Source organism: Spirosoma sp. SC4-14 (assembly GCF_037201965.1).
Classification (GTDB): domain Bacteria; phylum Bacteroidota; class Bacteroidia; order Cytophagales; family Spirosomataceae; genus Spirosoma.
Genome location: NZ_CP147518.1, coordinates 4,810,179 through 4,824,440 on the forward strand (window position 1 = coordinate 4,810,179; position 14,262 = coordinate 4,824,440).

Below are 14,262 nucleotides of genomic sequence, written 5' to 3' on the forward strand. Positions count from 1 at the left end.
ACTTTTCAGCGGTAGCTTAATCCAGCGCCAAACGCATAAAGTGGATGGGATGAATCGTAAGGCAGGTCTTCTTTCTGCTGTTCGACCGACTGAACCGAGGAAGGAAATTCGAAGGGCAACTTGCCAGTGGGCTTGAATCGCCCCATAATAAGTTCGAGTACAATCCGGTCTTCGCAGTCAAAATCGGCAATGACCGCCCGGCTTTGTGCGTTCAGTTCCGGAATGACCATTGGCCGGTCGACCGACAGTATAGTAATGGTGGGCTTGATTTTCATGAGTGCAAGCAGCTTTTCTTTCTCGTCAGCCGGAAAGTCAAGTCTTCCCTGGTGGATAAACAGGTCCATCAGATTACCATGGCGGGGAGTATAGGGGGTGTTGAGTTTCAACAGCACATAGTCGGCTTCTTCGGGCCTTGCCACCACCTCGGCAAACTGCTTTACGACCGTTTCGTCAAAGCCCTGGATGTATAGCTTTACCCGTTTTTTCAGAGGTAACAGGTTTTCGTTCTTTAACAGTACCAACGAACGCCGTTGGGCTTCACGGCCTTTGCGGATAAATACTGGATTACCGAGTATCCGCTGATCCGCTTTGGTCAGGTAGGGTTGGTCGAATAGACCTAGTCGGAACTTGTCGCGCAGTACCCGTCGAACCGACGTATTGATCCGATCCTCACTGATTTTACCACGTTTAACCAGCGAAATGACTAACTCAGGAGCGGCCTCTCCTCCGAACATATCGCAGCCGGCGTTCAGGATTTTTTCGACGCGCTGTTCGGGTGTGAGGTTTTCTACGCCCCAAGCCGAGGCTTCTTTGAAGTACGGAATACCGTTAACGACAGCCCAATCGGTACACACTACGCCGTCGAAGTGGTATTTCTTTCGTAGCAAACCCGTAATAAGATCCTTATTAAAGGCAGCTGCTACGTCCTCGCTGGTTTGCCCAACGGGAATGCTATAGTTGGGCATAATTTGGGCAACGTGGGCCGGAAATGCCCCCTGCTCATAGGGGATGAGGTGGTACGGGAAGTTTCGACCCGGAAACGCCTGCGCCCGACCGGCAGCAAAATGCGAATCTTCCCCGTCCTTTTGTGCCCCCCCGCCGGGAAAGTGCTTTGCCATGCACGCTACGCTCTGCGTTCCAATGCTATCGCCCTGAAAGCCTAAAATGAACGCTTTGGTTAGGCTGGCCGTGAGGGTAGCGTCTTCGCCAAACGTGCCGTTGAAGCGTGCCCAGCGGGGTTCGGTGGCAAGGTCAATCTGGGGTGACAACGCCAGGCGAATGCCCATGGCCCGATATTCCTGCCGGGCAATATCCCCAAACTCACGCATCAGGGTCGTATCGCCGATGGCTGCAAACCCTAACGGGCCGCACCAGTTCGAAAAACCGGGCGTTTTTATGCCAATTCCTGGTTTATTAGTTGCTACATGACGCGGATCAGAAGCCAGCGTGACAGGAATGCCCAGCCGGGTACGTTCGGCCATTTTCTGGATGCCGTTATGCCAGGTGAGCATTTGGTCAGGCTCCAGGGATTGAACAAAGTTGAAGTGGTTCATCTTTTTCCGCACCAGCATGGTCGATGGCGTTTCCATGATCAAGGAGAATGGGTTGCTGAAACCTGGGATATCGCTGACCGCCCCATCAGTTCCAAGCGGAATCATGGTAATGAACAATAGTCCGGCTTTTTCGTCAAGTGTCATCTGACTCAGCAAATTCTCCACTCGCTGCTCCGTAGGCAACCGACTATCTTCGTAGCCATCCAGTTTGCCATTTTTGTTCAAGTCCCGAAACGTATACCCGGCTACAGTTAGCGTGGATACTTCCGGGCCGAGTAAACTTCTGTTCCGGGAGGAGACCACCTGCCATTTGAAGAAAAAAAATATGTACGTCAGTAAAAGTACAGCAATCAACCCACCGATGCCGTACAGAAGCCATTTTAACAATCGTTTCATTGGTGAATGAGATTTAGAGAAATCAAAAACTAAGGGCCTGGTCAAAGCGGCACCGGGCTGCCGGGCGAGAAAACCACGCCTAAGCGGGCCTTAAAGACCCGCTGCTGAACCTCAAGCAGCGATTCGCCATAACCGCCAAAGAATTGAAGATAGAGGTACTGATTCCAGTCGGCTCTGGGTTTCCAGCGTAAGCCCGTCTGCACCTGGCCCTTCCAGTTATGAGTGCCTTTGCGTACCGTCCAGTCAAGAATAAAATACTGGTTGGGAAATAATCGGTAATAGCCGGATATTTCACCATAGCCGTAATAGCGCGTCAGCAATTCCTTATCGTCACCTACGGGTTCCTGACCAAAGGGAACCCAAACCTTCAGCCCCATCGTCAACCGTGGAGTTTTGGCTAAGTAAATAAAGGATACCCGGTTCCAGCTTCGGCTCATGACACTGTCTCGGCCATTGGATTCGTGTTCCACCTGACAAAAAATGGCATGAATGGCTCGATGGTTGATATAAAAGAACCGGCCGATGCCTAAGCCCGGGTTGTAGTTAGTTTCTCGAAACGGGAGCGATGGGCGAAAAATATCCCAGAACGATCGCTGGGTGTACATCAGATATAGATGCGTGTTAAGTAGCCATGGTAAACTGGCGGTGCGGATGCGAAAACTGATCTGAAATTTAGCGTCGGAGTTGGTAGAACGCGGACGTTCATTGAGCGCCGTACCAACCAGAAAGTAATTGTCTCGGAAGATTGTGAAATACGGTTCTTTGCCGATCCGCTCATTTAGCCGGGCAGTGCTGTCAGGCGTGATCAATGGCTGGCCCGGTATAAGCATCTGGCCCCGGCTATTGACTGGTGCCAAGCAAACTAGTATCAATAACCAAAGCTGTCGGTAAAGTGGATTCATAGCGAATTTGTTACGGATAAATCTCCTGATGGCAATGCGGACAGCGTTGTCGTACCGGTTCTTTCTGCCCCCGAACGTGTTCAATAAAGCCAGATACGATAATGCCGGTAGGCAGGGCAAACAAGCCGACGCCCAACATGGCCGTCAGGCCTCCAATGAATTTACCTACTGACGTGATAGGGTAAATATCACCGTAGCCAACCGTAGTCATTGCATTAATACCCCACCACATAGTAGCCGGAATGCTTGAAAACTGATGGGGCTGGAAGCGATTCTCTATGTAATACATGATGCTCGATAGTAGCAGAAGCATAAATAGAACAAGCGTAGTGCTCAGTACTAACTCATCTTTTTTGTGGCCCAGTACCTGAACGATCAGGCGTAGCGAACGGGCGTAGCGCGGAATACGCAGCAGCCGAAATAGCTGTAAGATGCGAATAACGGCTAATTTGGGCGACAGGGACGCTAAAACGAAGGATAGGATAGTAAGTAGGTCAATTATGGCCGTAGGAGACAGTACGAACTTTAGTCGGCCCCATATCTTATGTTTATACTGGTTATCCTCAACACATACCCACAGCCTGAGCATATACTCCAGTATAAAGAAGACCAGAGAAAACCGGGCAAACGAGGTCCACAACCCCTGATGCTGTCGTTGTGAGCCGGGTATAGTACTCAGCACATAAGTGACAGCATTCAATAAAATGGCTGTGAACAAAATATTGGTAAATACAAGATTTGGCCACCAGCGTTTGCCTTGCCTGTTTTCTACTATGTGATACAGCTTTTTGCGAAGTCCCATTGTCAGGAAGGTATTATCTCAAGGTAGTTTGGTAAATAGGTACTGGCGTATAGGTACTTCTCAAAAACGTCAGCTTCTATACCGAGGAATAGATGGTAGCTTTAAGGTTACAAGTCAGCCTCGAATCGTTCATGAACGAATGCACGGACTTTTCAAAAACCTGATCTCGTGTGGAGCGTCGGCTCTATGCTGTAGTGATCATTGCACAAACCAACAATCTCGTAAACACTGACTACACCTGAATGGGCCCCTGTTAGACCTATGCGGCCTGTTTTTAGCCCTTACCTATTGTGTTCATCAGGTAATTGATAACGGTAAATTCATTTATTGTTTGGCTGATCAGTGCAATGTGTCCATCCGGACGCAGGAGCACCATAAATGGCTCGTCGATACCAAATAGATGTACCACGCGAGGCAACAAGGGCAACACTGTTGTATCGAGCCGATCACTATATTGATTTGTTAGGCTATTGGTCAGATTAGCAAAATCCTGCTCTCCATCGGAAAAAAGAATTACATGAAATTTAGGGTTATGAAAATGCGTATAGACATTGCCGCCCTCCACTCGAAAATACGGCATCCTATCGCCTGCCTTGACCCGAAAGTCGGTATCATCTACATGCTGACTCAGTGATTGCTGACGGTAGTTGATTCCAATCTGCGAAATGCTGGGAAAGATCGCTTCGCGGGTTACCCCGAACTGAGCCAGAAAACCAACCAGACCCGGCACAAAATTGTCCCGCAGAAACCGGGTAAGCCGATTCCCATTAACCATCAAATCGAAGAATTTATCGGTTGAGGCCAATAGTTTTTTGGCGTTCTCCAACCGCTCTTCATTATACGTAGCCAACAGGGTATCCGCAGCCATTTCCTTCAACACGAAGGCTACTTTCCAGGCCAGGTTATAGGCGTCCTGAATACCCGTATTCATACCCTGCCCACCCGCTGGCGTGTGAATATGTGCTGCGTCGCCAGCGAGAAAGCAACGCCCCAGCGAAAAGGTTTCGGCTGAACGGGTATGCACCCTGTAGGTGGAGAACCAGCGCACTTTCGTTACATCGAGCGGCTGCTGAATTACGTCCTTAACCTTCTGCTCAATTTCTTCGTAGTTAACCTGCGGTTCTGACTGACCGTCGTAGTCAGGTAGATTACCAATCAACCGCCAGTGTTGTGTACCTTCCATTGGTACCAGCAAAATGAAAAAGTTATCGTGGAAGGCTACATAAAGCGTACCGGCGTCACCGGCAAACTTCATCTCTACATCCGCCACAAAAAACATACGGGCATTGGTTGTACCTTCAAAACCGATATTGAGCAGATGGCGTACCGGACTGCTGGCACCATCTGCGCCGACAACAAATTTTGCCTCAATAGCCTGTCCATTTTCCTCTGTCCAGGCTGCGGAAGAAGCCTGTGTTTGCTCCTGTTCAGAAACCGGCATAACCATAGCTACAACACCATGCTGATCCTGTTTCAGTGTTGTTAACTTCGTACCCCACTGAACCTCATGTCCATGTTTCTGTAGGTAGTCATACAGCAGTTGTTCGGTTTTACTTTGTTCATAAATCAACATGTAGGGAAACGGACTCAATCCCTGCCCCATATTACCGAAATCGATCTTACCCCCTACCCGACCATTAATCAAAAAATCGGCTTCCTGAGCAATTTCACCATTAACTACCGCTTGCTGGGCCAACCCTAATTCATCGAATATTTCGAGCGTTCTGGCATGAACTACCAACGCTTTCGAGAGGTTTGTAACACCATCTTTCTGATCAATAATGATAAAGTTGATGCCATAACGAATAAGTTGAGCGGCTAGAGTGAGGCCTGTAGGGCCAGCTCCCACAATGAGTACATCGGTTTTTACGGTCTTATTCATGTTGACGATAAAACTATTTTTAACAATGAGATTGATAAGCGAGTATGATCCTCAGTCGATAATGAGTAGGAATTGCAGTAAAACGGTACCGAAATTCTGGACCAGGCCTGCATGGTGGGCTAACACCAGTTGCTTTACTCCGCGACTAACTTCCAGAATGCTGCTGTCACTGGGGGTGTTAAGTACATCCTGAATGGCACCGGACACGTTCAGACCCAGAAAAATAAAAAGCTGAATACCCCAGTAATAAACGATTAGTACAATAGACGACCAATCTCCGTGAAGAGTGATGGCCTGGTAAATAAGGAGGGCAGTTCCGCCCAGCAGTACCAATCCATTGGAAGGGGGCATAACCGGAATAAGCCGCTTTAGTGATTGATGCACGAACCGAACGTCGGGTTCTTCAACTGGCTTACCAGGGGCAAACGCCAGTTGAAGAACCCGACGTTCGATACAGGAGAGCACGTAGAAAATTGTAGTGCCAATGCTAAACAAAGACACGATCAGTGAGCTCATTATAGACATAGCTACTCTAAGTTTTTATCATTAAAAACAGACACGCATTGTTCCGATTGGATGTGAGCCTTTTCTTTCGGCGACTCTAGAAAGGGGCACAGGCATCAGTCAATCATTTTATAGAGGCTCCCTTGTTGGTGTTATAAATTTCCCCGAGTAAGACACACTAGTCTGGCACCAGGAATCATTTTATAGTATCTCCCTTGATATATCTAAGGTTTTAAACCGTTTTACGATACCGCCATGTGGCTAGCGAAAGCACTACCACTGTCAGGATCAACAGGGCAACAAACTGTGACTGCATATCACGGAAGCCGCTGCCTTTAAGCATCACGTTCCGACCTACGGCAATAATATACTGGAGCGGATTGATGATGTTAATAATCTGGGCCCAGCGCGGCATATCCTCGATGGAGGAAAACAGGCCACTCAAAAGAATAAAAAACATGATGAAAAAGAAGGCGGCATACATGGCCTGTTGCTGCGTTTCGGAAACCGCGGAAATGAGCAATCCCATTCCTACGCACAACAGTAAAAACAGAAAAGCGAAACCATATAACAATGCCAGACTGCCTTCGATGGGTATGTTAAAGAGAAAGACAGCAACCAAAAGGCCCATCGTAAGTTGTAGCAGGCCGATTAGCACGAATGGAATAAGTTTCCCCAGAATAAACTGATATTTTTTGATAGGGGTCACATTCAACTGCTCCTGCGTCCCAATCTCTTTTTCCCGCACGATGTTTAAAGCCGCGATGAGCATCCCGATCAGAATCAGCAGTTCGAACAACACACCTGGCACCATAAACGTCCGATATTCGAGCCGGGGGTTATACCAGTACTGCGGCTCAATGGCCAGTTGCTGGCTAAGACCCGGCGCTACGGGTACGTTTTCGATCCGGACTTCCTGGTTAAAATCCTGCACAATACTGCTGGCGTAGCCGTTGGCAATGCCCGCTTTGGAACCATCCACCGCGTTCACCAGTAACTGCACCGGCGCCTGATCTTCGCGGTAGAGGTCGCGCTCGAACCGGGGCGGTATCACCAGCACCAGATCTGCCCGACCCACTAATAGGTCGTTCTGCGCCTGTTTAAGACTGGGCACATACCCCAGAAACCTGAAATTGTCGATGTGTCGGAACTTACCTGCCAACCGCTGCGAGAACGTAGTATGGTCCTGATCCAGAATACTGATGTTCAGATTTTTGACTTCGTAATTGGCAGCGTACGACAGCAGAATCAGTTGCAGCACGGGCGTACCGATCATCATTCGCAGCAGAATCGTGTTTCGAAATAGCTGCTTGAACTCCTTTTCAATTAAGAATCTGATTTGTCTCATTGCATTGAGCGGAAAGACAGGTTAAGCCAACCGGGGTTTTAAATTGCGCAGCGTCAATACGATAAACAGGGCCGTCATACCCGCCAGGACGGTTGTTTCCCGCCACAAAACCGATAAACCCACTCCCTTAATCATGATACCTTTGATCACCTCGATGAAATATTTGGCCGGAATGATGTTGGAAATCACCTGCAACAGGCGGGGCATACTGGCAATCGGGAACAGAAAGCCCGATAAAAACAGACTGGGCATCAGCAACACAATCATTGAGCCAAACATGGCCAGTAACTGCGTGTTGACCATCGACGAGATGAGTAGTCCCAGCGATAGCGACAGGACGATGTAGAGCAGCGTTTCTGCCAATAATAGTCCCAGACTACCATTGAGCGGCATGCCGAGCAGCCAGACACCTAGCCCCATAATGACACAGCCGTTGATAAAAGAGAGCAGCATATAGGGCACCATCTTGCCCAGAAGGATCTGAAATTGGCTTAGTGGCGATACCAGCAACACCTCCATTGTTCCAACTTCCTTTTCGCGGGCAATCGTAATGGAGGTCATCATGGCCGAAATCAGCAACAGTACCAGCGTCATGACTCCAGGTACAAAGACAAACACGCCTTTCAGCTCGGGGTTGTAAACCATACGCGAGATGATATTAACCTGCATAGGTGGGTGGGCCGTGGGGGTTAGACCTGCCGAATAGTCGCGGATAATGGCCGTAGCATAATTAACCAGGCTCAGGGCCGTGTTCTGCTCGGAGGCATCGCTAACCAGTTGCACCTGCGCCGAGCGGCCGTGTTCGTAATCATCGGTGAAATTGGCCGGGAACACCAAGGCCAGTTTGAGCTTCCCCTGCCGGAAAGCGGTTTCGATTTCCCGGTACGAATACAGATTCCGATCCAGTTGGAAGTAACCCGACGATAACAGTTTATCGGTAATCTGCCGACTATGTATGCCGTGATCATTGTCCAGAATGGCTACACGGGCATTTTTGATTTCGTTGGTGAGGGCAAACCCGAACAAGGTAACCATCACAAGCGGCATACCGAACAGAATCAGTAGGGTGCGCTGATCGCGGAAGATGTGCAGAAATTCCTTTTTGACGAAAGCGAGTAAGCGGTCCATAAGTGCGTTAGTTTATCCGGCTGCTATTTCGTTGAAGTTCCCCGCGCTAATATCTGAAAGACACCATCCATTGAATCGACATTGTACGATCTCTTTAGACCAGCGGGGGTATCGAGGGCCTTGATGCGGCCATCAACCATAATCGAAACCCGATTGCAATACTCGGCTTCGTCCATGTAGTGCGTCGTCACAAAAATGGTTGTACCCCGGTAGGCCGCTTCGTAGATCATGTCCCAGAATTGTCGGCGGGTAATGGGGTCAACCCCACCAGTTGGCTCGTCGAGGAAAACCACTTTGGGGTCGTGCACCAGTGCCACCGAGAACGCCAGCCGTTGTTTCCAGCCCAGCGGCAGGGAAACAACCAGCGAGTCACCTACTGATTCAAGTTGAAGTTGTCGGAGAATGTCGGCAGTTTTACTCCTGATCTGGGCATTAGTCAGCCCGTAGATACCGCCGTAAAACCGAATATTTTCCCTCACGGTGAGGTCCTCGTAGAGCGAAAACTTCTGGCTCATGTAGCCAATAGTCTGCTTAATCCGTTCGGTCTGTTTATACACATCGAAGCCTGCTATCGTGGCCGAGCCCGACGAAGGGGCCAACAGCCCGCAGAGCATTCGGATAGCCGTTGTTTTACCGGCTCCATTTGCCCCCAGAAACCCAAAAATTTCGCCCTGTGCTACCTCAAACGTAATTTCGTTAGTGGCGACAAAATCGCCGAATCGTTTAGTCAGTTTGTTTGTTACGACCGCTGGTGTTTTCATGGATGTAGCTGGTTTGTGGGTAAGGAGGAAGATGAAGCCCCCTGCATGAGTTCCATGAAGGTGTCTTCAATGCCAGCCGAAATGGCCTGTACCTCCACGTTTTTCAGGTTACAACCTAGCAGATACGTCTTCACCCGGTCTGCTTTTGTCCCTGGATGGACCGTTAGATGGATGGACTCGCCAAAGGCATAACAGGTATGGGTAAAGTCAGCCAGGCGCAGATCCTGAATCAACTGGTAGGTATTGTCGGCTTTGACGGCGAACAGCGGCTTCGTGAACCGTTTCGTAATTCCAACTGGCGTATCGACTCCCAAAATGGTACCGTTCTGGATGAACGCCACCCGGTCGCAGAGATCGGCTTCGTCCATGTAAGGAGTCGATACCAGGATGGTCAGTCCCTGTTTTTTCAGGTTGCCCAGCATCTCCCAGAACTCCTTGCGCGACACGGCATCCACTCCGGTGGTTGGCTCGTCGAGGAATAGTACGTCCGGTTTGTGGATCAGGGCGCAGCAGAGGGCGAGCTTTTGCTTCATACCACCCGACAGCGCTCCCGCCCGGCGGTTTTTGAAGGGTTCCAACTGCACGTAAATATCCCGGACCAGATCATAATTCGCTTCGATAGTCGTACCAAAAACGGTGGCAAAAAACTCTATATTTTCCCGAACGGTTAGATCTGGATAAAGTGAGAATCGGCCCGGCATGTAGCCTACTGTCTGGCGCAGGTAGCGAAAGTCGGTCACCACGTCATGGCCCATCACGGTCGCTTTACCCCCATCGGGCAGGAGCAGCGTAACCAGAATTTTAAAGAGCGTCGTTTTTCCGGCCCCATCTGGCCCAATCAGCCCGAAGAGCTCACCGTGGTTCACCTCAAAAGAAACGGCCTGCAACGCCTTCACGTCGCCGTAGTTCCTGGAAATATCGTTGATTACAATAGCTGCACCCATACTGGTTCAAAAATAGCGGAGGTCAAAACTGATCTGCTGGCTTCCTGGATGGATATGTATCTTTGCTCTACCGAAATCGGGTTTAAGCCGGGCATTTTTTACGACATTATTCGAAGCTCCTACGCCTTCTTTCGGAATACCGACGAAGTTGCGGTCGGGTTTGCCGTTGTTGTTGGTATCATGGAACGCGCTGATGTAATAGTCGCCCGGCTCGAGATTACGGAACGTTACTTTCACCGAATTACCCGAAATGGCCGATGACTGTATTTGAGTGGCTCGCTCTACTTCGTTAGGAAATCCTTCCAATGTTTTAAATACACAGACGACGACTTTGCCAGCCGTGCCTTTAATGCTGGATACGTCTACGGTTACTTCACCGGTGTCGATCCACCGCAGCCGGTAGTGTTCAGTTGGTACCGGAGATTTATCAATCTGAACGAGACTAACAAGCAGGCTTATCAACCATAATTTGTTCATAAATAAGGTTCGTTTTAGAGCGTGTCTGTTTTGTATTATTGTTCTGCCTTTGACGTTGTATTCTTGTCTGAATTAGCAGCAAACCGAACCTCGCCTGGCATGCCGATTTTTAGACCGCCGTCATTCTTGACGTTGATTTTCACCGCGTAGACTAAGTTTACCCGTTCATCACGGGTCTGAATCACCTTGGGCGTAAACTCGGCTTTACTCGATATCCACGTCACCGTTCCAGCGTAGGATTTAAGCTGACCACCGGGAGCATCGACCTGAACCTGCACCGACTGGCCCGGTTTTACATTCACCAACTGATCCCCCATTACATAGGCCCGCAGGGTGATCTCAGTCAGGGGGGCTACCTTGTAGAGGGGCTTGCCGTAGCTAACTACCTCGCCCGGTTCGGCGTACTTTACCGTGACAACCCCCGCAACCGGGTTGACTATGGTCGATTTTGCAATCTGATCATCCACCTGCCGAATCTGTTCGGCTATGGGGGCGGCCTCAGCAGCTGTGCCGCTCCGCTGAGTTCCCAGGGCCGATGCCTGCACCGCCCGCTGCTGACGAATGAGCGCTATCTGCCGGTCAACCGCGTCGATCTGTGCCTGAATATCATCGAGTTGTTTAGTCGGTGCAGCCCCTGCTTCAATCAAATTCCTGGTGCGCTCTTTTTCCCGTTGCAGGGTAGTGAGTTGTTGCTGCTGCACGGCAATCTGCTGCTCATAAGCCGAAAGCTGAGCCGTTACGTTGGGGGTGCGGCTCCCAACAGCGCGCTGGCTGGCCACAAGCTGCGCCCTTCGAAGTGTAAGCTGCTCGGTGTCGACCTTGCCAACCGGTTGCCCAACTTTCAGTTGCTGCCCTTCTTCAACTGTAAACAGTTGCAAAGTGCCCGTGGCTTCAGCCGATACAATCGTCTCTACGGCTTCAAAGTTGCCATAGGCATCTGCTTTTTCGTCGTCTTGATGGCAAGCCATTGTAAAAAGCAATACACTGGCAGCCAGGGTGATATTAAAGGTTTTCATGATGTTAGTTGCCGGAAATAGTACGATATTGAATGATGGCTAGCAGCCGTTGTAGCTGGTGGAGTTTCTGGTTGAGCAGCGCCTGGTTTTCGTTGTTGAGTTCAATGGTATAGTCTCGGGCAGCCAGTACGCCATTATCAAGCTGTACAGCTGCTGCCTGACGTACCTTAGTACGAAGGGCCACAATCTCTGCATCGCGGCTCAATTGGGCTTCGAGTCGGTCAATCTCGGTTTGCTGCTGCCGCAGTTGCAGGGCTATATTCTGTTCAAAGGTAGCCTGCTGAACATCTACCTGTTGGCGATTTAAGGCCACTAGTTGGCGGTCCCTTTCGAGATTATAGGCCGCTGACAGGTTCCAGTTTAGTCGTAAGCCACCGATGAAAAACGGCTTGAAATCATTGCTAAGCAGGTTTAACCCCGGACGACCTACCCCTGGTTGGGCAAATAAGCTGATGCGGGGCTTGGTTCGATTATTGATCAGGCCCGCCTGAGCGTCGTACTGGCTACGCTGGGCTTGGTAAAGGGCCAGTTCAGGCCGGTTAAGCGACAAGCCGGTCAGACGCGTTGGCTCAACCACTACCAATCGGGTACTATCAATGACGGGGAGCCCAGTCAGCAGTTGCAGGCTTGCCCGCAGCCCCTGGCGACTAGCGTTGAGGTCGGCCAGTCGTTGTTCGGTGCGCAGGGCTTCTGCCAATAGTCCGTCGAGATTGATCTGAGCCGACGTACCAAACCGTACCGACGCCCGAGTTTTTTCTGCCCGGTTCCGCAGGTCATCCAGGAGAATCCGGGTCAGGCGAATGTTCTCGTCGGTCAGCAGGGCATTCAGGAACAGGCTGTTTACCTGATCTTTCAGCCGGTTTAGCTCTACTTCTACCTGACGAATGGCGGTAGCTGTACCCGCCTGCTGAGCGGCCGTCTGTAACTGGGTCAACTGGCCGTCGTAAAGGGTATAACTGGCATCCAGGGTCAGTTTGTACTGGTCTTTGTTCAGCACGGGGACAGACAAGTTCGGCAACTCGATAGGCAACTTTGTTACTTCCGACTGCCAGGTTGCCTGTCCATTCACGGTTAGCTGGGGCAAACGTCGACTGGCATTCAAATTAGCGATGGCCAATTCATTGGTTTGCTGTAGGATAGCTTCCTGCCGTAGCTGTGGGTAATGGGCGCGGGCGGCTGCATAGCACTCTTCTAGGGTTACCGAGGACTGCGCAAGCGCCGGTATACCCAGTACCCATGCCCAGCCGAGTAGATACGTTTTCATGAATCGGCAAACATGTGTTCTAAACATACGATCTAAACATTCGTTTAATAAATAGATAAAAAAATTTAAACTTGCCGCAGGTAAGTCATAATCATTTCCGGAATGATCTGTTTACGGGCTTTAATAAACTCGCGAAAACCGGCATCGTCCATCCCGCCAATAAACGATACCATTGGCTTTGCCATGACCGGAAAGACAATATTGCTTATAATACTCAGTATGATATGTAAAGGCTCGATGGGTCTGATTGTCCCTTTCTTAGACTCTTCTAGCAATTGTTTGCGAAAGTAGGACTCTTCAAGGATGCTCTTGATTCCTAATTCTTTAAAGAAAGTATTGTTTTCGTTCCGTAACTCTGAGAGCAAAAAAACAGGAACTAACGGGTTTTCGACGATAAAATCAGTGTAACGATCCACTATTTTCCATATTTTGACCTCTAAGGGCGTTTGTTCATTAAGCATTTGGACTAATCGCCCAAGAAACTCCCGAAATGTTTCTTTATAAATGCTCATAAAAAGTTGTTCCTTGCTACGGAAATAGTAATTAACCATAGCTAAGTTAACACCAGCCTCATCAGCTATTCGTCTGATTTTAGCACCGTCGTACCCTTCCACTAAAAACACTTTCCTAGCAGCTTCTTTTATCTTCGCTTCCGTATCGATGGCTTCGTTGTTCATATTCTTGAAAACACAATGCAAATGTAACACCACGAAAATCAATTAAACAAGTGTTTGAAGGAAATTTTTATTGGAGGTGGGCATGCTCGAATAAAAATGGGCAATTGGAGTGTAAATAATAAGAGATCTCTCAATAAGCACATGATATATTTAATTAATGTAAATATTTTAATATATAACACTAAACCCTATGTAACTTAAATCTTGTTTACAACCTTTTTAGCTTGCACAACATTGGCTAATTCAGGTATCGTTCCGGTGTGACTCGTTTGCCTAAAATCACTTCGTTGATACACAGTCAAAAAGAGGGCAATACCTTGACAACTTAATAAGCGAGAAGGTGAAAGTCATTCTCCCCAATGCATGAGTAGCTGATGGCTGTTGTTGTCTTTGCCTATGTGCTTTGCTTATTGGAAGGGCTGAAGCAGCGTAAGCAAATCATAACTAAGCGCTACTGTTCTGGAGTTATAGGGCCAGCTCAATCGTTTTTCAAACGAGGCATCCAGCAAATCAGTGCGAAGCTCTTGGACTTTGGTTGATTCTTGAAACAAGTTAAAGCCTGGTTTGACTCTCGGCCTAGGGTCAAATGGCGTTTTGTCCAGTAGTCT

The 14,262-nt window shown here is 49.1% G+C and carries 13 protein-coding genes; all 13 read right to left on the bottom strand.

What is annotated here, in order from left to right; all coding sequences use genetic code 11:
* Positions 1 to 5 precede the first annotated feature (5 nt).
* The 13 genes from WBJ53_RS19510 to WBJ53_RS19570 all read right to left on the bottom strand — a co-directional run bounded on the left by WBJ53_RS19510 (position 6) and on the right by WBJ53_RS19570 (position 13,654).
* Positions 6 to 1,949, bottom strand: a complete 1,944-nt coding sequence (locus WBJ53_RS19510; protein ID WP_338869194.1) for a glycoside hydrolase family 3 N-terminal domain-containing protein — start codon at positions 1,947 to 1,949, stop codon at positions 6 to 8.
* Between the two features lie 41 nt (positions 1,950 to 1,990).
* The gene (locus WBJ53_RS19515; RefSeq protein WP_338869196.1) at positions 1,991 to 2,851 is read right to left on the bottom strand and encodes a phospholipase A; all 861 of its coding nucleotides are present in this window, start codon (positions 2,849 to 2,851) and stop codon (positions 1,991 to 1,993) included.
* Positions 2,852 to 2,861: 10 nt separating this feature from the next.
* Entirely contained in the window at positions 2,862 to 3,653 is a 792-nt protein-coding gene (locus WBJ53_RS19520; RefSeq protein ID WP_338869198.1) for an ion transporter, read from the bottom strand.
* A 274-nt stretch (positions 3,654 to 3,927) separates the two neighbouring features.
* Positions 3,928 to 5,535 carry an FAD-dependent monooxygenase gene (locus tag WBJ53_RS19525; RefSeq protein ID WP_338869200.1) on the bottom strand — a complete coding sequence of 536 codons (1,608 nt, stop codon included), beginning with the start codon at positions 5,533 to 5,535 and terminating at the stop codon, positions 3,928 to 3,930.
* Between the two features lie 51 nt (positions 5,536 to 5,586).
* The gene (locus WBJ53_RS19530; protein WP_338869202.1) at positions 5,587 to 6,051 is read right to left on the bottom strand and encodes a hypothetical protein; all 465 of its coding nucleotides are present in this window, start codon (positions 6,049 to 6,051) and stop codon (positions 5,587 to 5,589) included.
* A gap of 220 nt (positions 6,052 to 6,271) precedes the next feature.
* Positions 6,272 to 7,387, bottom strand: a complete 1,116-nt coding sequence (locus tag WBJ53_RS19535) for an ABC transporter permease (protein ID WP_338869204.1) — start codon at positions 7,385 to 7,387, stop codon at positions 6,272 to 6,274.
* Between the two features lie 21 nt (positions 7,388 to 7,408).
* On the bottom strand, positions 7,409 to 8,515 hold the full coding sequence (locus WBJ53_RS19540) for an ABC transporter permease (protein WP_338869207.1): 1,107 nt from the start codon (positions 8,513 to 8,515) through the stop codon (positions 7,409 to 7,411).
* A 23-nt stretch (positions 8,516 to 8,538) separates the two neighbouring features.
* Positions 8,539 to 9,276 (bottom strand): ABC transporter ATP-binding protein, encoded by a 738-nt coding sequence (locus WBJ53_RS19545; RefSeq protein WP_338869209.1) that lies wholly within the window; start codon positions 9,274 to 9,276, stop codon positions 8,539 to 8,541.
* On the bottom strand, positions 9,273 to 10,220 hold the full coding sequence (locus WBJ53_RS19550; RefSeq protein ID WP_338869211.1) for an ABC transporter ATP-binding protein: 948 nt from the start codon (positions 10,218 to 10,220) through the stop codon (positions 9,273 to 9,275). Before WBJ53_RS19550 ends, WBJ53_RS19545 begins: the two co-directional genes overlap by 4 nt.
* Positions 10,221 to 10,226: 6 nt before the next feature.
* The gene (locus tag WBJ53_RS19555) at positions 10,227 to 10,697 is read right to left on the bottom strand and encodes a DUF2141 domain-containing protein (protein ID WP_338869213.1); all 471 of its coding nucleotides are present in this window, start codon (positions 10,695 to 10,697) and stop codon (positions 10,227 to 10,229) included.
* A gap of 35 nt (positions 10,698 to 10,732) precedes the next feature.
* Complete coding sequence (locus WBJ53_RS19560) at positions 10,733 to 11,713, bottom strand: HlyD family efflux transporter periplasmic adaptor subunit (RefSeq protein WP_338869215.1); 981 nt, start codon at positions 11,711 to 11,713, stop codon at positions 10,733 to 10,735.
* A 4-nt stretch (positions 11,714 to 11,717) separates the two neighbouring features.
* Entirely contained in the window at positions 11,718 to 12,977 is a 1,260-nt protein-coding gene (locus WBJ53_RS19565; protein ID WP_338869217.1) for a TolC family protein, read from the bottom strand.
* A 65-nt stretch (positions 12,978 to 13,042) separates the two neighbouring features.
* Positions 13,043 to 13,654, bottom strand: coding sequence for a TetR/AcrR family transcriptional regulator (locus tag WBJ53_RS19570; RefSeq protein WP_338869219.1), 612 nt, complete (start codon positions 13,652 to 13,654; stop codon positions 13,043 to 13,045).
* Positions 13,655 to 14,262 lie beyond the last annotated feature (608 nt).

Excerpts from the sequence above, each read along its gene's own strand:
- WBJ53_RS19515 (WP_338869196.1), bottom strand. The coding sequence starts at position 2,851 with ATGAATCCACTTTACCGACAGCTTTGGTTATTGATACTAGTTTGCTTG.
- WBJ53_RS19520 (WP_338869198.1), bottom strand. The coding sequence starts at position 3,653 with ATGGGACTTCGCAAAAAGCTGTATCACATAGTAGAAAACAGGCAAGGC.
- WBJ53_RS19545 (WP_338869209.1), bottom strand. The coding sequence starts at position 9,276 with ATGAAAACACCAGCGGTCGTAACAAACAAACTGACTAAACGATTCGGC.
- WBJ53_RS19550 (WP_338869211.1), bottom strand. The coding sequence starts at position 10,220 with ATGGGTGCAGCTATTGTAATCAACGATATTTCCAGGAACTACGGCGAC.
- WBJ53_RS19535 (WP_338869204.1), bottom strand. The coding sequence starts at position 7,387 with ATGAGACAAATCAGATTCTTAATTGAAAAGGAGTTCAAGCAGCTATTT.
- WBJ53_RS19570 (WP_338869219.1), bottom strand. The coding sequence starts at position 13,654 with ATGAACAACGAAGCCATCGATACGGAAGCGAAGATAAAAGAAGCTGCT.
- WBJ53_RS19525 (WP_338869200.1), bottom strand. The coding sequence starts at position 5,535 with ATGAATAAGACCGTAAAAACCGATGTACTCATTGTGGGAGCTGGCCCT.
- WBJ53_RS19565 (WP_338869217.1), bottom strand. The coding sequence starts at position 12,977 with ATGAAAACGTATCTACTCGGCTGGGCATGGGTACTGGGTATACCGGCG.
- WBJ53_RS19530 (WP_338869202.1), bottom strand. The coding sequence starts at position 6,051 with ATGAGCTCACTGATCGTGTCTTTGTTTAGCATTGGCACTACAATTTTC.
- WBJ53_RS19510 (WP_338869194.1), bottom strand. The coding sequence starts at position 1,949 with ATGAAACGATTGTTAAAATGGCTTCTGTACGGCATCGGTGGGTTGATT.
- WBJ53_RS19560 (WP_338869215.1), bottom strand. The coding sequence starts at position 11,713 with ATGAAAACCTTTAATATCACCCTGGCTGCCAGTGTATTGCTTTTTACA.
- WBJ53_RS19555 (WP_338869213.1), bottom strand. The coding sequence starts at position 10,697 with ATGAACAAATTATGGTTGATAAGCCTGCTTGTTAGTCTCGTTCAGATT.
- WBJ53_RS19540 (WP_338869207.1), bottom strand. The coding sequence starts at position 8,515 with ATGGACCGCTTACTCGCTTTCGTCAAAAAGGAATTTCTGCACATCTTC.